This is a genomic window from Dactylosporangium siamense, from assembly GCF_016862795.1.
GTDB classification, from domain to species: Bacteria; Actinomycetota; Actinomycetes; order Mycobacteriales; family Micromonosporaceae; genus Dactylosporangium; species Dactylosporangium siamense.
Genome location: NZ_BONQ01000081.1, coordinates 142,352 through 161,379 on the forward strand (window position 1 = coordinate 142,352; position 19,028 = coordinate 161,379).

Sequence of the window (19,028 nt, forward strand, 5' to 3'; positions counted from 1 at the left end):
ACTTTGGTTGCAGCCAACCTACGCATCGAGGAGTTCGCATGAGTATGTGGCGGTCACTGCGGCGGCGGGTGCTCACCCCGGACGTCAGCGAAACCAGCCTCGCGGTACGCGGCTTCCACGTGAAGAACGCCGAGGCACGCGACCGGCTGGAAACCGTCGGCCGATCCTTCCTCACCGGATACGCATACGCGGCCGAGGCCGCCCAGGACCTCGACGCGGAGGTGGGCCTGGAAGGCGTGCCGGCACCGTTCCGCGGGTTCGCCTACGAGGGCGCGGCCATGGGCTTCGCCGTGCGTGACGGCCTGCCCGTCGGCGGGACCCGGCACGTCGAGACGTTCCTGACCGGCCGCGCCGCCCGGCACGTCTACATGGCCTACGTCGGTGTCGGCTGGGCGATGGCGCGGCTGCCACGGTTCCGCTGGTCCACCCTGCACGCACCGGACCCGCTGCTGCGCTGGCTCGTGCTGGACGGCTACGGCTTCCACCAGGCGTACTTCAAGACGGACCGGTACGTGCACCAGCACCACCGCGAGGTGAACTTCCCGTGGCCCGTCGACGGCCCCGCCGGATACGCCGCCCGGGTGATCGACCAGGGTGTCGGCCGGGCGATGTGGTTCGTCGGCGGCACCGACGCCGAACGCGTCCACGGGATGATCCAGCGCTTCCCGGCGGACCGGCACGCCGACCTCTACAGCGGCGCCGGGCTCGCGGCCACCTATGCCGGCGGCGCCGACGGCGCCGAGCTGGAATGGTTCCGCGACGCCGCCGGTCCGCACCGCGCCGATGTCGCGCAGGGCGCCGCCTTCGCCGCCGGCGCCCGGGTGCTCGCCGACCTCGTGGTGCCGCACAACGAGGTCGCCACGAAGGTGTTCTGCGGCATGTCCCCGGCCGAGGCCTCGCAGATCAACGACGAGGCGCGGATCGCGACGACCGGACTGCGCGGCGACTGGCCGGAGTACGAGCTGTGGCGGCAGCGGATCCGTGGCGAGTTCGAACGGGAGGGCGACACAGTATGACCAGAATCGCAGTGGTGGGTATGGCATGCCAGTACCCGGATGCGCGGTCCCCGCGTGACCTGTGGGAGAACGCGCTCGCCGGGCGGCGGGCGTTCCGGCGCCTGCCCGACGAACGGATGCGCCTGGAGGACTACTGGGACGCGGATCCGGCCACCCCGGACCGGTTCTACGCACGCAACGCCGCGGTCATCGACGGCTACGAGTTCGACCGGATCGCCTACAAGATCGCCGGGAGCACGTACCGCTCCACGGACCTGACGCACTGGCTCGCGCTGGACACCGCGGCGAAGGCCCTCGCCGACGCGGGATTCCCGATGGCCGAGGGGCTGTCCCGGGAGCGCACCAGCGTCGTGGTCGGCAACAGCCTCACCGGCGAGTTCACCCGCGCCAACCAGATGCGGCTGCGCTGGCCGTACGTGCGGCGGATGGTCGCGGGCGCGCTGCAGCAGGAGGGCTGGGACGACGACAGGCTCGCCACGTTCCTGGAGGGCTTCGAGGCGACGTACAAGAGCCCGTTCCCCGAGATCGGCGAGGACTCCCTGGCCGGTGCCCTGTCCAACACCATCGCCGGGCGCATCTGCAACTACTTCGACCTCAAGGGCGGCGGCTACACCGTCGACGGCGCCTGCTCCTCGTCGCTGCTGTCGGTGGCCACGGCCTGCAAGGCGCTCCTGGACGGCGAGGTCGACACCGCCGTCGCCGGCGGCGTGGACCTGTCCATCGACCCCTTCGAAATCATCGGGTTCGCCAAGACGGGCGCCCTGGCGACCAGCGAGATGCGCGTGTACGACCGCGCGTCCAACGGCTTCTGGCCCGGCGAGGGGTGCGGCATGGTCGTGCTCATGCGCGAGCCGGAGGCGGTCGCCGCCGGGCACCGCATCTACGCCTCGGTCGCCGGCTGGGGCATCTCGTCCGACGGCAAGGGCGGCATCACCCGCCCGGAGGTGAGCGGCTACCAGCTCGCGCTGCGCCGGGCATACGGCCGCAGCGGCTTCGGCATCGAGACCGTGAGCCTGTTCGAGGGCCACGGCACCGGCACCCGCGTCGGCGACACCACCGAGCTCACCGCGCTGTCGCAGGCCAGGTCGGCCGCGGACCCCGCCGCCGCACCGGCCGCGATCGGCTCGATCAAGGGCATGATCGGCCACACCAAGGCGGCCGCGGGGGTCGCCGGGCTGATCAAGGCGGCGATGGCGGTGCACCACGAGGTGCTGCCGCCGAGCGTCGGCTGCTTCGAGCCGCACGAGCTGCTCGGCGGGGAGTCGTCGCTGCGGATGCTGCGCAAGGCCGAGCCCTGGCCGTCCGGCGGGCCCGTCCGGGCCGGGATCACCGCCATGGGTTTCGGCGGCATCAACGCCCACGTCGTGCTGGAGAGCGCCAAGCCGCGCCGCCGGGTGCCGTTCGACAGCCGCACCAGGGCGCTGGCCTCCTCGGTCCAGGACGTGGAGCTGCTGCTCGTCGACGCGGACTCCGACGGTGAGCTGATCGAGCGGCTGCACCGGCTCATCGACTTCGTGTCCGGCCTGTCCTACGCGCAGCTGGGCGACCTCGCCTTCACGCTGCACCGGGAGCTGCGCGACCGGCCCGTGCGGGCCGCGGTCGTGGTCTCCTCCCCCGAGGACGCCGCGGAACGGCTGCGCAAGGTCTGCGACGCCGTCGAGGCCGGCGAGACGCGCATGTTCTCCCCCGACGGGCGCTGCCTGCTCGGCCACGTCAGCGGCCCGCGCCGGCTCGGCTTCCTGTTCCCGGGCCAGGGCTCCGGTCGCGGCACCAGCGGCGGTGCGCTGCGCCGCCGGTTCGCCGAGGCCGAGGAGATCTACCTGCGCGCCGACCTGCCGACCGGCGGGGACGTCGTGGCCACGGAGGTGGCACAGCCGCGCATCGTCACCGGTTCGATGGCCGGTCTGCGGGTGCTGAACACCCTCGGCATCGAGGCGTCCGTCGCGGTCGGCCACAGCCTCGGCGAGATCGCCGCGCTGCACTGGGCCGGCAGCCTGGACGAGGACGAGCTGCTGCGGATCGCCGCCGTGCGCGGCCGCACCATGGCCGAGCACAGCTCGTCCGGCACGATGGCGAGCATCGCCGCCTCCCCGGAGGTCGTCGAGCCGCTCATCGCCGCCGTGCCGGTCGTCGTCGCCAGCTACAACGGCCCCACCCAGACGGTCGTCGCGGGCACCGCCGACGCGGTCGCGGCCGCCTGCGACAAGGCCCGCGCCGCCGGTCTCGGCACCACGCCGCTGCCGGTCTCGCACGCCTTCCACTCCCCGCTCGTGGCGCCCGCCGCCGACGCGTTCGGCGCGATCCTGCGCGAGGAGCACTTCGCGCCGATCGACCGGCAGATCGTGTCCACGATCACCGGCGACGTGCTCGCCCCGGACACCGACGTGGCGGCGCTGCTGCACCAGCAGATCACCGACCCCGTGCTGTTCAACCAGGCGGTCACCCTGGCCGCCAAGGACGTCGACCTGTTCGTCGAGGTCGGCCCGGGCCGGGTGCTCAGCACCCTCGCCGAACAGTCGACCAACGTGCCTGCCGTCGCGCTGGACACCGACGACGAGTCGGCCGCCGGCCTGCTCGGCGTCGTCGGGGCCGCCTACGCCATCGGCGCCTCGAGCGTCGACGCCGCGCTGTTCCACGGCCGGCTGGTCCGGCCCCTGGAGGTCGGCACCGAGTTCCGGTTCTTCGAGAGCCCGTGCGAGCAGGCGCCGTCGGTGACGCTGCCGCAGCACACCGGCCCGGCCGGCGCGAAGCCTCCGGCGGAACCCGGCTCGGCAACCAGTGCGGAGCAGGCCGGGTCCGATGAGCCGGTCGTCGAGCAGCTGCGCCGGTTGGCCGCCGAACGCGCCGAGCTGCCGCTGGACCTGGTCCAGCCGGACAGCCGGCTCCTGGACGACCTGCACCTGAGCTCGATCACCGTCGGCCAGGTGGTCAACCAGCTCACCCAGCAGCTCAACGTGCCGGCCACGCAGCTGCCGACGAACTTCGCCATGGCGACGATCAGCGAGCTGGCCGAGGCGCTGGACGGGCTGGCCACGACCGACGGCACGGAGACGGCCACCGGGACGGCCGGCGGAAACGGCGGTGCGGCCGCGGCCGAGGTGGCCGGCGCCGCGCCGTGGGTGCGCGCGTGGCGGATCGACCTCGACGTGACCGACCGGCCCGCGCCGGGCGCAGCCGAGGAGCGGGGACCGTGGCAGGTGTACGCCGAGTGCGATCACCCATTCGCGGAACGGCTCGCGGCGGCGCTGGACCACGCCCGGCTCGGCGGCGGGGTGCTGGTCTGCCTGCCACCGCGGTGCGGCGAGGAGGTGCTGCCCACCGTGCTGTCCGCCGCCAAGGCGGCCCTGCGCGGCGGGACCGGCACCCGGTTCGTCCTCGTCCAGCATGACCGGGGCGCGGCCGGCCTGGCCAAGACGCTGTCGCTGGAGGCACCGCAGGTGCGCACCACGGTCATCCACACCGGCGCCGACGTGGACGTGGACGTGCTGGTCGCCGAGGTGGCCGCCACCGAACACTTCGCCGAGGTGCACCTCGACGCCGACGGCCGGCGCCGCGTGCCCACGCTGCGGGCGCTGCCGGTGCGGGCCGAACGCAGCCAGGCATACCTCGACGCCGGCGACGTGCTGCTGGTGACCGGCGGCGGCAAGGGCATCTCCGCGGAGTGCGCGCTGGCGATGGCCGGGGACAGCGGCGCCGGCCTGGCGCTGCTCGGCCGCTCCGACCCGGCCGAGGACCGGGAGCTGGCCGCCAACCTCGAGCGCATCGCCGCCGCCGGCGTGACCGTGCACTACGCCCGCGCCGACGTCACCGACCCCGGGCAGGTCCGCCAGGCGGTCGCCGAGCTCACCGAGAAGCTGGGCGGGATCACCGCGATCCTGCACGGCGCCGGGCGTAACGAGCCGGCCGGCATCACCGACCTCGACACCGACGCCTTCCGGGCCACGTTCGCGCCCAAGGTCGACGGCCTACGCACCGTCGTCGACGCCGTCGGCGGGGACCAGCTGAAGCTCCTGGTCACGCTCGGCAGCATCATCGGCCGTTCCGGCCTGCGCGGCGAGGCGCACTACGCGACCGCCAATGAGTGGCTGGCCGACCTGACCACCGAGATCGGGCAACGCCACCCCGGCTGCCGCAGCCTGTGCCTGGAGTGGTCGGTCTGGTCGGGGGTCGGGATGGGCGAGCGGCTGTCGGTGGTCGAGGGGCTCACCCGCGACGGCATCACGCCGGTCACCCCCGACCAGGGCGTCGCCGTCCTGCGCCGGCTGCTGGCCGACCCGGACACCCCGCCGGTCGTGGTCATCAGCGGGCGCACCGAGGGCATCGACACGATCCGGCGCGACCTGCCCGACCTGCCGCTGCTGCGGTTCCTGGGGCGGCCGCTCGTGCGCTACCACGGCGTGGAGCTGGTCACCGAGGTCGAGCTGAGCGTCGGCACCGACGTCTACCTCGCCGATCACTTCCTCGACGACAACCTGCTCTTCCCCGCGGTGTTCGGGATGGAGGCGATGGCGCAGGTCGCCGCCGCCGTCACCGGCACCGACCCGGACGAGCCCGGCGCCGCGGTGCCGGTCATCGAGGACATCCGCTTCGATCGGCCGATCGTCGTGCCGCCGCACGGCCGGACCACCATGCGCGTCGCCGCGGTGGTGACCGACGACGACACGGTCACGGTCGCCATCCGCAGCTCGGAGACGGCCTTCGCGGTCGACCACTTCACCGCCCGCCTGGGCCTGCACCGCGGCGCGGCCCCGGACGGGCCCCCCGCGCAGGCCGCCGACGGGCTGCCCCCGGTCCCGCTCGACCCCACCACCGACCTCTACGGCGGTGTGATGTTCCAGGGCAAGCGGTTCCAGCGGGTGCGGCAGTACCACCGCGCCGCGGCCCGCGACGTCGACGCCGCCGTCGCGCCGGTGCCGGGGACCGACTGGTTCGCCGGGTTCGTGCCCGACGGGCTGCTGCTCGGCGACCCGGGTGTGCGTGACGCGCTCATGCACGGCAACCAGGTCTGCGTGCCGGACGCCACGCTGCTGCCCGCCGGCGTCGACCGCATCTACCCGGCCGGCGACCGGATCGCCGGGGACGAGCCGCTGCGCTACTGCGCCACCGAGCGCAGCCGCGACGGCGACACCTACGTCTACGACATCGCGCTGCGCGACGACGAGGGCACGGTCGTGGAGCGCTGGGAGGGGCTGCGGCTGCGGGCGGTGCGCAAGACCGACGCGGGCGGCCCGTGGGTGCCGGCGCTGCTCGGCCCCTACCTGGAGCGGGCCTTCGAGGACGTGGCCGGCGCCCGGGTGTCGGTCGTCGTGGAACCCGACTGCGCTTCCCCCGACGCCGACACCAACACCGGCGAACGCGGTGAGCACGTCGCGCGGCGGCGCGAACACACCCGCCAGGCGGCGAGCCGCGTCTTCGGCCCCGACGTCGAGCTGGCCTACCGGCCGGACGGGCGCCCCGAGGTGCCCGGAGGTCGCACGGTGTCGGCGTCGCACGCCGCCGGGCTCACGTACTTCGTGGCCGGCGACGGTGCGATCGGCTGCGACGCGCAGGCCGTGGTCCACCAGCCGGCCGAGGCGTGGAGCCGCATGCTGCACACGCACGCCGAGGTCGTTCCGGCGGTCGAGGCGGCCACCGGCGAGGGCACCGACACCGCCGCGACACGGGTGTGGACGGCGATGGAGTGCCTGCACAAGGCCGGCCTGACGGCCCAGGGCCCGCTGATGCTGCGCGATACCGGCCGGCCCGGCTGGGTCGTGTTCAACGCCGGTGACGCGCTCGTGGCGACGTTCGTGACGACCGTGCGCGACGGGACCGAACCGGTCGTCTTCTCGGTGCTCACGCAGGGGCGGCGGTGACGGCCATGGGTACCCACTACGAACTGCGCCACATCGTCGGCTTCGAGGAGACGAACCTCGTCGGCAACGTGTACTACGTCAACTATCTGCGCTGGCAGGGCCGGTGCCGGGAGATGTTCCTCAAGGAGCACGCGCCGCAGGTGCTGGCCGAGCTCCGGGACGACCTGAAGCTCTTCACGCTGCGGGTGGACTGCGAGTTCTTCGCCGAGATCACCGCCTTCGACGAGGTCGCGATCCGGATGCGGCTGGTGGAGCTCGCCCAGACCCAGTTGGAGTTCGGCTTCGACTACGTGCGGCTGGACCCGGGCGGCGGCGAGACGCTCGTCGCCCGGGGCGCCCAGCGGGTGGCGTGCATGCGCGGGCCGAACACCCGCACGGCACCGACCCGGGTGCCCGATTCCCTGACCGACGCGCTCAAGCCCTACCAGTGACACCGTTGCGGTCCAGCAGGAGGTCAAACGTGAAAGTCCACCCCGACCCGGCCGACGCCTCGACGCTTCGTGAGGTCTTCGGCACGTTCGCCACCGGCGTCACGGTCCTGACCGTCGGCGGCCAGACCCCGCACGGGATGACGGCGAACTCGTTCACCACCGTGTCGATGGACCCACCACTCGTCCTGGTGTGCGTCAAACGCGACGCCGTCATGCACGACTCGCTCGCCGAGGCCGGCGGGTTCGCGGTCAACGTGCTGGCGTCGCAGCAGGAGACGGTGGCGCGGTACTTCGCCGACCACAGCCGCCCGCTCGGCCGTGCGCAGTTCGACGCCGTGGAGTGGGCGGCCGGGGAGCGCACCGGCGCCCCGCTCATCGCCGACGCGTTCGCGCACATCGAGTGCGACCTGTGGCGCACCTACGACGGCGGCGACCATTCCATCTTCCTGGGTGTTCCGGTGCAGGTGCGGCGCCGCTCCGAGGAGGACGCCCTGCTGTTCCTGTGCGGGCGGTTCTGCCAGCTGAACCTGACATCGACGGGATGAACGCCATGACCTCGACGACCACAGTGGACACCGCCCGGCGCACGCCGCCCGGCCCGCCGCGCACCGCCGCGCTGCGGATGCTCATGGTGATGTCCCGCGACCGGATCGGCATGATGACGTCGGCCGTGGACCGCTACGGCGACGCGTCCCGGCTGCCGGTCGGCCCGAAGGAGCTGTACTTCTTCAACCATCCCGACGCTGCCAAGCACGTGCTGGCCGACAACGCCGCCAACTACCACAAGGGCATCGGCCTGGTGCACGCCAAGAAGGCGCTCGGCGACGGCCTGCTCACCAGTGAGGGCGAGCTGTGGCGCAAGCAGCGCAAGGTGATCCAGCCGGCGTTCCAGAGCCGCCGCATCGCCGAGCAGGCGGACGTCATCGCCGCGGAGGCGGGCGCGCTGTCAGAGCGGCTGCGGGCGCACGCCGGCGACGGGCCGTTGGACGTCCCGCAGGAGATGACCGGGCTGACGCTCGGCGTGCTCGGCCGGACCCTGCTGGACGCGGACCTCGGCACGTTCCGCGGCATCGGCTCGGACTTCGCCGCGGTCCAGGACCAGGCGATGTTCGAGCTGGAGTCGCTCAGCGCGGTGCCGACGTGGGTGCCGCTGCCGCGCCAGCTGCGCTTCCGGCGGGCCCGCCGGCACCTGCAGGGCATCGTCGATCGGCTGGTCGCCGACCGGACCTCGGACCCGGCCGCCGCCGACCGCGTGGACGTGCTGTCCCGGCTCATCGAGTCCGCCGGCCGGGAGAGCGACCCGCGGGTCGGCCGGGAGCGGCTGCGCGACGAGCTGGTCACGCTGCTGCTCGCCGGCCACGAGACCACCGCGAGCACGCTGAGCTGGACGCTGTACCTCATCGACCGCCACCCGGAGGTGCGGGAGCGGTTGCGCGCCGAGGCGCGGGAGGTGCTCGGTGACCGCCTGCCGGTGTACGAGGACCTGACCCGGCTGCGGTACACCTCGATGGTCCTCGAGGAGGTCATGCGGCTGTACCCACCGGTGTGGCTGCTGCCCCGCAAGGCCCTCGCCGATGACGTCGTCGGCGGCTACCACGTGCCGGCGGGCGCAGATCTGCTCGTCTGCCCGTTCACGCTGCACCGCCACCCGCGCTTCTGGGAGGACCCGGAGCGGTTCGACCCGGAGCGGTTCAACCCGGATGTCTCGTCGGGCCGCCCGCGGTACGCCTACATCCCGTTCGGCGCCGGACCGCGGTTCTGCGTCGGCAACCATCTCGGGATGATGGAGGCCGCGTTCGTGATCGCGGTGCTGGCGCGCGACCTGGAGCTGACGAAGCTGCCCTCGCACGAGGTCGTGCCGGAGCCGATGCTGTCGCTGCGGATCCGGGGCGGCCTGCCGATGACGGTGCGCGCCCTGCGATGAAGCCTCTGGATGCCCGACTTGTGGATGGCCGGTCCGTCGTCTCTTGGCGGCGGGCCGGTTCACGCCGAGGCGGCCTGCAGGCCCAGCCGGCGGATCGCCCAGCGCGCGTCGAGCATCGGCAGCAGGACCGGCGGGTCGGTCAGCCGCGCCGGGTTGAGCCGGACGTCGGCGCCGGTGACGCAGCAACCGCGGCGGACCGTGACCGGGCCGCAGGCGCCGACCCGCAGCCCTTCCGCGGCCGGATGGTCCTCGTCCGGGCCGGCGGCCACGGCGTGGGTCAGCACGTGCCAGCGGCCCTCCGGCACCCCGTCGATGCGGTACTGCCCGGGCTCGGCGAGCACGACGCAGCGCGCCGGCCGGCCCGCCGGGATCCGGTCGCTGAACAGCCCGAGGAAGGTCAGCTCCGAGCGCCGGGTCCGCCGGTACGGCTCGGCCGGGCCGCGCAGGACGCATCCGGTCACGGTGCCTCCGGGTTCGCGCGGATCGCCGCCCGGCTCCTCGACGACCCCGGCGTAGCCGCGCATCCGGCGGTACTTCGAGGGGCACACCCCGACGCTCCGGCTGAACCTGGTGCTGAACGTCCCGACGCTCGTGTACCCGACCCGGTGGCTGATCTCGGCCACGTTCAGCGACGTGGTGATCAGCAGGCGTTTGGCCTCCTGGATCCGCACCGCCGACAGGAACCGACCCGGGGAGACCCCGGTGACCTGTTCGAAGATTCGAGTGAAGTGAAATTTGCTGAACAGCGCGGTGCGCGCTATGTCCTCGACCGTGAGTGGCTCACCGAGACTTGACCGCATGGTAATGATCGCCCGCCGGACCGCGAGCTCGTTCTGATTCACTCCGGATGCCCCTAATCCGTTTGACGCGCACGATTCAGCGCAACCTGTGCGGAGAATCACCCGACACCACAACATTGTCAGCCCAGACCCGCCCTGGACCCACCGCAGACCAGGCCAGGCGATCACACCGACGGCACCGTCGGGCGATCTCCACTGATGCTTCTCGATGCTAACGGAGCCCTCACGGAGGGGCAAACGCTCAAACAAATTGCATCGTCAAGCTTCACTATCTGAAATGCCACTGAGCAATATTCGAGATGACGCGGCGACCCGCCCGCAACGACGATTGCTAAGGCCAAGAAATGCGTGTCACGGTGCGCCGTGCGCCGTGCGCCACCATTCACAAATTGCCCGAGGGGGACTGTTGTCATCACAACCCGTCGGCGTGCTGCGCCGCCTCCTACCCGCGCTCTTCGTCCTCGTCCTCGTCGGTGGGCTGTATGCCTTCGCGCGACTGCCGTCCGCGTCGGCCGAGGACCGCGCCGCGATGGCGTCGCGGTTCAGCTTCACCGAGCTGCCCATCGCGCTGCCGCCGGGGCTGCCACAGCAGAGCGTCCGTAAGGTCAACCCGAAGTACGAACACATCCAGTCGTGGATCTCCTCCGTCGGCGCCGCCATCGCGGTCAACGACATCGACGACGACGGCACCGCCAACGATCTGTGCCTGGTGGACACCCGCAGCGACGAGGCCATCGTCACGCCGGCCCCGGACAGCGGCGCCACCTACCAGCCCTTCGTCCTCAACCCCGCGCCGCTGCCGATGGGCCCGGCCATCGCGCCGATGGGCTGCACGCCCGGCGACTTCAACAGCGACGGTCGGATGGACCTGCTGGTCAACTACTGGGGCCGCACCCCGGTGCTGTACCTGCACCGCCAGGACGCGACCGCACTCGATCTGGCGGCCTTCCACCCGGTCGAACTGGTGCCGCAGGCCGAGACGGCCGACGGGATCTACCACGGTCCACTGTGGAACACCAACGCCACGGCGGTCGCCGACTTCGACGGTGACGGGCACCCGGACATCGGCGTGTTCAACTACTTCCCGGACACCCAGATCCTCGACCCGCAGGGCCTGCCGAACGTGCAGATGAACCACTCGATGTCCCGCGCCCAGAACGCCGGCGGCGCGCACGTGCTGCGCTTCAAGTCCGCCACCAGCGGCGCCACCCCGTCGGTGACCTACGAGGAGCAGGTGGCCCTCGACCCGCGCTACGCCAGCGGCTGGACCCTCGCCGCGGCCTCCGCGGACCTCGACGGCGACCTGCTGCCCGAGCTGTACCTGGCCAACGACTTCGGCAACGACCGCTTCTTCCACAACACCTCCAAGCCCGGCCGCATCAGCTTCGAGCTCGCCGAGGGCCGGCGCGGGCCGCTGACCCCGAAGTCGCTCGTGGTGGGCCACGACTCGTTCAAGGGCATGGCGATCGACTTCGCCGACCTCGAGGGCACCGGCCGTTTCGACATGTTCGTCTCCAACATCACCCAGGAATGGGGCCTGGAGGAGAGCAACATGGTCTGGCACAACAACGCGGCCACCCCCGCCGACGCTCGCAAGAAGCTGGAGGACGGCGTCGCGCCGTTCGACAACAAGGCCGCGTCGATGAACCTGGCCTGGGTCGGCTGGGGCTGGGACGCGAAGATGGCCGACTTCGACAACAGCGGCCGGCTGTCCATCGTGCAGACGTGCGGCTTCGTCAAGGGCGACATCAACCGGTTCAACTGGCTGCAGGAGCTCGCGATGAGCAACGACCTGATGCTGCAGGAGCCGGACATGTGGCCGAAGGCGGTGCCCGGCGACGACATCTCCGGCTCCAACCCGATGGCGTTCTGGGTCCGCGAGGACAACGGCCGCTACGTCGACCTCAGCCCGGAGCTCGGGTTCGGCGTCAACACGCCCACCCGCGGCGTGGCCGTCGCCGACACCAACGCCGACGGCGGGCAGGACTTCGCCGTCGCGCGGCAGTGGGCCGCACCGGTGTACTACCGCAACGGCAAGGCCGGCAACGACAACTTCCTCGGCCTGCGCCTGTACCGGCCGGCCTCGAACACGCCCGCCGGTGCCACCGGCACGGCTGAGGGCACGGCCACCGACGGCGCGGGCAGTCCAGGCACCCCCGCCTACGGCGCGCAGGTCCGGATCGTCACCGCCGACGGCCGCACGCAGGTCGCGCAGGTCGACGGCGGCGGCGGCCACGCCGGTCGGCGCAGCCTCGACGTCTTCTTCGGCCTCGGCACCGCCGGCTCGAAGCCCGTCTCGGCCGAGCTGAGCTGGCGCGACACCAGCGGCGCCACCCACCGGCAGACGTTGGACCTGGACGCGGGCTGGCACGACCTCATGCTGACCGATCAAGCCCGGAAGGTGCAGTCGTCATGACCGACGTGCAAGAGATCCGGACGACCCTCGACAAGCCGGTCGAACGGCCGACGGAACAGGCCGTCGAGAAGACCGAGCGGCCCGCGCCGCCGCGCATCGACAAGCGCGATCCGCGGTACCTGGCGCTGCGCAACTTCGCCATCTCGATGAGCATCTTCAACATCCTCGGATACACCGTGTTCGGCTTCGAGCAGCCGTGGACCTGGCCGCTGTTCGCGTTGGCGGTCGGCTACACCACGGAGATCACCGTCGAGCTGATCGCCGCCTGGGCCAACAAGCGGCGGCCCGGCTTCTCGGGCCACGGCGCCTGGGGCATGTACACGTTCCTGCTGCCCACGCACATCACCGCGCTGGCCGCGAACATGCTGCTCTACGCCAACGACCTCTTCTGGCCGATCGCGTTCGCGGTCGTCGTCTCGGTGGGCCAGAAGGCCGTCCTGCAGGCGCCCATCAAGGGCCGCATGCGCCACTTCATGAACCCGTCCAACTTCGGCATCACGGTGACGCTGCTCGCCTTCGCCTGGGTGAACATCGCCCCGCCGTATCACTTCACGGAGAACGTGCCGGACGTGATCCGCATCGTCATCCCCGTGGTCATCCTCACCGCCGGCACGATCCTCAACGCGATGCTGACGAAGAAGGTGGCACTCATCGTCGGGTGGGTGGGATCGTTCGTCATCCAGGCCCTGATCCGGCACTACGTGTGGGACGTCGCGCTCTGGGCGGCGCTGGTGCCGATGACGGGGGTGGCGTTCATCCTCTTCACCAACTACATGATCACCGACCCGGGCACCACCCCGACCAACGCACGCGACCAGTTCATGTTCGGTTCCAGCGTCGGAATGGTGTACGGCGTCCTGATGGTCTTCAACGTGGTGTACACGCTGTTCTTCGCGGTGACACTCGTCTGCCTCGCCCGGGGCCTGTTCTGGTGGGGCCGGTGGCTGCTCGAACGGCGCCGTGCTCGCCGGACGGCCGACGACGACCGCACCCTGGAACCGGCGTCCCCGCCGGCCGCGGTCGCACTGCCCGCCACTCCCTGACCCTGCACCAACAAGCCCGGCACGACCCGCACCGTGGGCCGTGCCGGGCTTGTGTGTCCCGCCGGCCGTGTTCCGAACGCTCAGCCGCGGCGTGGTCGCCGGCGGTGTGGTGCCCGGTCGCCGGCGTTGACCAGGATGTCGGCCGATTCCGGTCAGGCCGCGACTCACGGGATGAACATCACCTCCGGGAAGGCCGGGCTGGGGCGGTCCAGCAGGTGGCCGCGGTGGCGCAGGTGCAGATCGAAGAACGCCAGTGGGTACGCCTGCTGGATGCGCACGGCACGGGTTGGGTCGAGGGTGCCGATCCAGCCGGCGAGGTCCTCGTCGCTCATGCCGACGATCGGGGCCAGCTGGGGCATCAGGGCCTGGTAGTCGCTGTAGGCGGTGTGGACGGCGCCGACGGCCTGGATGTTGCGCCGCCAGCCGTGCAGGTGGGACCAGAACTCCGCGACGCTGGGCTGGGTGGCCCGGGTGAAGTCGGCGGTCATCATCAGGTACGGGCGGTCCAGGTCGGTGGTGATCGTCGGCTGCATCGGGCCGTCGATGCCGAGGCCCGCCCTGACCCGCCGATCGGCGTTCATGACCAGGGCGGTCGCGGTAGCGCCCTTCGACCAGCCGAACATGCCGATGCGATGCAGGTCGAGCGCACCGCAGAGACCGGCCGGCAGCGGCCGGTGCTGCACGTCCGGGTTGATCCCGGCGGCGAGGTCCACGATGCGGTCCAGGACGAACCGGATGTCGTCAGCGAAGTCCGCCGGGCCCATCGGGAGGTCCGGGACGATGATGCGACCGTCGGGGAACTCGCTGAACGCGTCGCCCGCGTGGTCCACCGTGACCACCACGTAGCCGTGGCTGGCGAGCTGCTGCACGACGACGGTGTTCTCGGCGCGATGGCCGTGGGCGCCGTGCGAGAAGACGACCACCGGCAGCCGCCCGGTCCGTCGCCGGACCGGGGCGCCCTCGTGCCCGGCCGTCAACGGTGCCACCGCGGCGGCCGGGTCGAAGCCGGACGCGGCCATCAGCGTCTGCATGAGCGCGGGCGGCAGCCAGGGCGCCCGCGGGTAGCGGCCGACGCTCTCGGCGGGATACCAGACGCTGATCATCAGGTCGCGGCGCTCCCCGGAGCGCGACCCGTCGACGAGGTGCAGCGGCACCGTGCCGACCGGGAACGGGCCGGTGGGCCCGGGCAGCGTGAGCCGCGCCGGCGTGCCGGTGGCCGGGGTCGCCCACGCGGTGTCCGCGAAGCCGATCGGCACGGCTGCGGCCACTGTCAGCGTGGCCGTGATCGCTTGGCGGCGCGTCATCCGCGCCCCGCCGTTGTCTCCCGCGGCTGGTCCTGGCATGTGCCCTCCCGTGGTGTAGGAAACTGTGCCATCACCATGTCGGCTGGAGGCCGCCGCGTCGTCGGCCTGGGGGCGGCATCCGCGGGCGACGGCGTCATCCCGTAGGCGTACTCCAGATGCCACGGATCAGGGCGCGAGCCCGATCTCGTAGGCGCGGATGACGAGCTGCACCCGGTCGCGGGCGTCGAGCTTGGTCAGCAGCCGGGCCACGTGTGCCTTCGCGGTGGCGGCGCTGATCGTGAGGTGCGCGGCGATCTCGTGGTTGGACATGCCCCGGCCGACCAGCGTGAGCACCTCGGTCTCGCGGGGCGTGACGCTGTCCGGCAGCCGGTACCCCGCCGGCGGCGACCGTGAAGGTGCGTCCTGCGCGCGTACATGCACCGGTCGGCCGTAGTTGCCGAACTCCCCGGGGTCATCGACCGTCGGGCGTACGCCCGCGGGCTTCAGCGGAGCCGTGACCCGAACGCGAGTGCGTGGAGAGCAGGAAAGCGTGTAGCGCCAGAGAGCGCTGCACGCTTTCTCGGCTCCGGCTACGGCTACGGCTTGGGGATGTCGAACAGGCTGGGGATCTTCGTGGCCAGGGGGATGTCACCCGACGCCTTCATCTTGCCCATCATGAACATCGCGATCGGGTGGGCGTTGCCGCTGATGAGCCTGAGGAAGTCCATCGACCCGACGGCGAGGGTCAGCCGCGGCTTGCCACGCGGTTCCTCGGACAGCGCGCAGGCGCCGTCGGCGATCACGATCTCGTAGGTGTCGGCACCACCGCCCGGGCGGTCGCCGATGTTCCAGTGGATGACGGCGTCGAGCGAACCGGCGCGGTCCGGCCGGAACAGCGTCACCATCCGGGTGAAGATGCCGTCGAGATACAGGGTGCGGTGATCGCCCCGCATGATCTGCTGCAGCTCGGCGTTGGGTGTTTCCTTCACCAGTCGCGCGAACTGACGGGGTTCCATCGTGGCTGGATCAACGTCATAGGCAGACATCGGCTGCTCCTTCCCCAATCGATTCTCCCGGCGATGCCGCACGGGTGCCCACTTCGACGTTGCGGTGCGCTCGCGCACGACGGAAGAAGCCCGAGCGGAGCGCGGCTGTGCAGACTGAAGGCACTGCTGTGTCCTTGCTCCACAAAGGAGAGTCCACGCATGACCACCGAAGTCACGACCAGCCAGACCGATCAGGCCGCCGTCGCCGCCGTCCCGCAGCGCGTCGTCACGGCGTGGGCCGCGCAGGACGCGGACGCCTTCGCCGACGTGTTCACCGCCGACGGGACAATGATCCTGCCCGGCCAGTACCTCAAGGGCCGCGACGACATCAACGCCTTCATGAGCAAGGCTTTCGCCGGTCCCTACCTCGGCACCCGGGTGACGGGGGAGCCGCTGGACCTGAGAGTGCGCGACAACCTGGCGGTCATCGTCACCTACGGCGGTGTGCTCGCCTCGGGCGACACCGAGGTGAGCGACGCGCAGGCCATCCGCGCGACCTGGGTCGTCGTCAAGGAGGACGACGGGCAATGGCGCCTGGCCGCGTACCAGAACAGCCCGGCCAACTGAGGGCGGTCCGATGGCCACCGAGATCCTGCTTGAGGCGCGCGAGGACGGCGAGCTGCCCGGCCGGTTCGCCCGCTCGGCCGCCGCCACGTCAGGCGTGTCCCTGCGGACCGCCGACGTGCCGGAGTGGTTCGCGCAACGCCGCCGGGCCCACGAGTTCCGGGTCCGGCGGATCCCGTTCGCCCAACTCGACCGCTGGGACTTCGACCAGGAGACCGGAAACCTCCGGCACCGCACCGGCCGCTTCTTCACCATCGAAGGACTGGCGGTCAGCGCCGCCGACGACCCGACGCCCATCTGGCAGCAGCCCATCATCGTGCAGCCGGAGATCGGGATCCTCGGCATCCTGGCCAAGGAGTTCAACGGCATCCTGCACTTCCTGATGCAGGCGAAGATGGAGCCCGGCAACACCAACCTGCTCCAGCTCTCGCCGACCGTGCAGGCCACGCACAGCAACTACACCGGTGTGCACGACGGCGCCCCGGTCCGCTACCTCGACTACTTCACCCAGCTCGACCGGCACCGGGTGCTGGCCGACGTCCTGCAGTCCGAGCACGGCTCGTGGTTCTTCCAGAAGTCCAACCGCAACATGATCGTCGAGACCGACGACGACGTGCCGCTGGACGACGACTTCCGCTGGTTGACACTGGGCCAGATCGGGGAGCTGTTCCGGCGGGACAACGTCGTCAACATGGACGCCCGCACGGTGCTCGCCTGCGCGCCCACCGTCCACGACGAGGCCGGCGCGCTGGACTCCGACACCGGCCTGCTGTCGTGGCTGACCACCGAGCGGTCCCGGCAGCGCATCCGCGCGGCGCTCGTGCCGCTGGACGGGCTGGACGGGTGGACCCGCAGCGACACCGAGCTGGACCACCACCGTGAACACTACTTCCGGGTGGTGGCGGTGGCGGTCGAGGCCGGCAACCGCGAGGTGACGGCCTGGACGCAGCCGCTGATCGAGCCGGACGGTCCGGGGGTGCACGCGTTCCTGTGCCGCTCCTTCGGCGGGGTGCCGCACCTGCTGGTCAACGCTCGGGCCGAGGGCGGGCTGCTGGACGCGGTCGAGCTCGGCCCCACGGTGCAGTGCCAGCCGGCGTATCACGTCGATCCGCTCACCGGGCAGCGCTCGCCCTTCCTGGACGCCGTCCTGCGGGCCGAACCGGAGCGGATCCTCTACGCCGCCCGGCACTGCGAGGAGGGCGGCCGGTTCCTGCGGGCCGAGAGCCGGTACATGGTCGTGGAGGCCGACGAGCACGAGGCACCGACGGAGCCGCCGGCCGGCTACCGCTGGGTGACCCCCGGGCAGCTGGCCTCCCTCGCCCGATACAGCCGATACGTCAACGTGCAGGCCCGGACCCTGCTCGCCGTCATCAACACCGGTGCCGTGCGGTTCTGACCGCCATCACGGAGGGACACGCGATGTCGACTGAGCATGCGGTGGGGGTGCCGCACACCGCGGAGGGGCGCGCGCTGCTCGACCTGATCGGGCCGCACCTGGCCAGAATCCGGGCCGAGGCGGGGGAGCACGACGAACGGTCGGCGTTTCCCGTCGAGACGTTCGCCGCGTTCGCCAAGGACGGACTGATGGGTGCGACCGTGCCGGCCGAGCTCGGCGGGCTGGGCGTCACCCGGCTGCACGACGTGGCGACCGGGCTGGCCGCCGTCGCCGCAGCCGACGCGGCGACCGCGTTGGCCTGGCACGTCCAGCTCAGCCGGGGCCTCACGCTCACCTGGGAGTGGCGCCACGGCGAGCCGCCGGTCCGGCGGCTGGCCGAGTCGTTGCTGCGGTCCATGGCGGGCGGCGAGGCCGCGATCTGCGGCGCCGTGAAGGACCACCCCGGCACCGTCACCACGCTCAGCCGGGACGCCGCCGGCCGGTGGTCGCTGTCGGGGCGCAAGATGCTGGTCAGCATGGCGCCGGTCGCGACCCATTTCGTCGTGCACGCGCAGACCCGGGTCGACGGCGAGGCGATGCTGACCGTGGTCGTCCTGCCCCGGGACACGCCGGGCCTCGCCGTGCTGGAGGACTGGAACGGCCTGGGCATGCGCGCCTCCGGCACGTGCGACGTCGCGTTCGACGACTGCCCGGTGGCCGAGGACGCGATCCTGTCCCGCCGGCCGGTCGGGGCCCACAACGACGCGGTCCTGGCCGGCCAGACGGTCAGCTCGGTCACGATGCTGGGCATCTACTGCGGGATCGCGCAGGAGGCCCGGGACATCGCGGTGCGCCGGCTCGCCGGCGGGTCCGGCGAACCGCCGGCCGCGACGGTCACGCTCCTGGCCGAGATCGAGTCGCGGTTGTACGCGATGCGTGCCACGTCGGGAGCGGCGCTCGCCGCCGCCCAGGACGACGGCACGGGCGGCGACCCGGCCGAACGGGGACGGCGGATGATGACCCCGTTCCAGTGCGCCAAGATGACCGTCAACCAGCTGTCGCTCGGCATCGTCAACGACAGCGTCACGATCGTCGGCGGCGCGGCCTACACGGCCACGCATCCGCTCGCCCGCCTCGTCCGGGACGTGCGCGCGGGCTGGTTCATGCAGCCCTACTCGTACCCCGACGGCGTCAGCTACCTCACCGCCCAGGCGTTGCAACGCCGGCGCGACAACGACTACGTCAGCGCCCGGGCAGTCACCGATCAGCGTTAGG

13 protein-coding genes and 1 pseudogene are annotated in these 19,028 nt (G+C 71.8%); 10 read left to right on the forward strand and 4 right to left on the reverse strand.

Annotation, left to right across the window (positions count from 1 at the left end; translation table 11 throughout):
* Positions 1-38: 38 nt before the first annotated feature.
* The 5 genes from Dsi01nite_RS26125 to Dsi01nite_RS26145 are packed head-to-tail and all read left to right on the forward strand — an operon-like array spanning position 39 to position 9,226.
* Complete coding sequence (locus Dsi01nite_RS26125; protein ID WP_203848892.1) at positions 39-1,016, forward strand: DUF1702 family protein; 978 nt, start codon at positions 39-41, stop codon at positions 1,014-1,016.
* Positions 1,013-6,871: a type I polyketide synthase gene (locus Dsi01nite_RS26130; RefSeq protein ID WP_203848893.1), complete on the forward strand. Its 5,859-nt coding sequence runs from the start codon at positions 1,013-1,015 to the stop codon at positions 6,869-6,871. Before Dsi01nite_RS26125 ends, Dsi01nite_RS26130 begins: the two co-directional genes overlap by 4 nt.
* 5 nt (positions 6,872-6,876) lie before the next feature.
* Positions 6,877-7,302: an acyl-CoA thioesterase gene (locus Dsi01nite_RS26135; protein ID WP_203848894.1), complete on the forward strand. Its 426-nt coding sequence runs from the start codon at positions 6,877-6,879 to the stop codon at positions 7,300-7,302.
* Positions 7,303-7,331: 29 nt separating this feature from the next.
* Positions 7,332-7,847, forward strand: coding sequence for a flavin reductase family protein (locus Dsi01nite_RS26140; RefSeq protein WP_203848895.1), 516 nt, complete (start codon positions 7,332-7,334; stop codon positions 7,845-7,847).
* 5 nt (positions 7,848-7,852) lie between these two features.
* Complete coding sequence (locus Dsi01nite_RS26145; RefSeq protein WP_203848896.1) at positions 7,853-9,226, forward strand: cytochrome P450; 1,374 nt, start codon at positions 7,853-7,855, stop codon at positions 9,224-9,226.
* A 59-nt stretch (positions 9,227-9,285) separates the two neighbouring features.
* On the opposite strand, the gene Dsi01nite_RS26150 is transcribed toward Dsi01nite_RS26145, so the two are convergent.
* A complete protein-coding gene (locus tag Dsi01nite_RS26150; RefSeq protein ID WP_239136177.1) occupies positions 9,286-10,026 on the reverse strand; it encodes a helix-turn-helix transcriptional regulator in 741 nt (246 codons plus the stop codon).
* A gap of 328 nt (positions 10,027-10,354) precedes the next feature.
* Here Dsi01nite_RS26150 and Dsi01nite_RS26155 point away from each other — a divergent pair, with 328 nt between their 5' ends.
* A complete protein-coding gene (locus tag Dsi01nite_RS26155) occupies positions 10,355-12,442 on the forward strand; it encodes a CRTAC1 family protein (RefSeq protein WP_373318838.1) in 2,088 nt (695 codons plus the stop codon).
* A 146-nt stretch (positions 12,443-12,588) separates the two neighbouring features.
* Positions 12,589-13,485 carry an enediyne biosynthesis protein gene (locus Dsi01nite_RS26160; protein ID WP_373318839.1) on the forward strand — a complete coding sequence of 299 codons (897 nt, stop codon included), beginning with the start codon at positions 12,589-12,591 and terminating at the stop codon, positions 13,483-13,485.
* 164 nt (positions 13,486-13,649) lie between these two features.
* Here Dsi01nite_RS26160 and Dsi01nite_RS26165 read toward each other — a convergent pair whose 3' ends face one another.
* The 3 genes and pseudogenes from Dsi01nite_RS26165 to Dsi01nite_RS26175 all read right to left on the reverse strand — a co-directional run bounded on the left by Dsi01nite_RS26165 (position 13,650) and on the right by Dsi01nite_RS26175 (position 15,814).
* Positions 13,650-14,789, reverse strand: coding sequence for an alpha/beta hydrolase family protein (locus Dsi01nite_RS26165; RefSeq protein ID WP_203848900.1), 1,140 nt, complete (start codon positions 14,787-14,789; stop codon positions 13,650-13,652).
* Positions 14,790-14,954: 165 nt separating this feature from the next.
* A pseudogene (locus Dsi01nite_RS57510) lies at positions 14,955-15,182 on the reverse strand (response regulator transcription factor); the annotation flags it as partial.
* Positions 15,183-15,364: 182 nt separating this feature from the next.
* The gene (locus tag Dsi01nite_RS26175) at positions 15,365-15,814 is read right to left on the reverse strand and encodes an SCP2 sterol-binding domain-containing protein (protein WP_203848995.1); all 450 of its coding nucleotides are present in this window, start codon (positions 15,812-15,814) and stop codon (positions 15,365-15,367) included.
* 159 nt (positions 15,815-15,973) lie between these two features.
* Here Dsi01nite_RS26175 and Dsi01nite_RS26180 point away from each other — a divergent pair, with 159 nt between their 5' ends.
* The 3 genes from Dsi01nite_RS26180 to Dsi01nite_RS26190 are packed head-to-tail and all read left to right on the forward strand — an operon-like array spanning position 15,974 to position 19,027.
* Positions 15,974-16,381, forward strand: coding sequence for an SgcJ/EcaC family oxidoreductase (locus tag Dsi01nite_RS26180; RefSeq protein ID WP_203848901.1), 408 nt, complete (start codon positions 15,974-15,976; stop codon positions 16,379-16,381).
* Positions 16,382-16,391: 10 nt separating this feature from the next.
* Positions 16,392-17,774, forward strand: coding sequence for an NDP-hexose 2,3-dehydratase family protein (locus tag Dsi01nite_RS26185; protein ID WP_203848902.1), 1,383 nt, complete (start codon positions 16,392-16,394; stop codon positions 17,772-17,774).
* Positions 17,775-17,797: 23 nt separating this feature from the next.
* A complete protein-coding gene (locus Dsi01nite_RS26190; RefSeq protein ID WP_203848903.1) occupies positions 17,798-19,027 on the forward strand; it encodes an acyl-CoA dehydrogenase family protein in 1,230 nt (409 codons plus the stop codon).
* The last annotated feature ends 1 nt before the right edge of the window (position 19,028 follow it).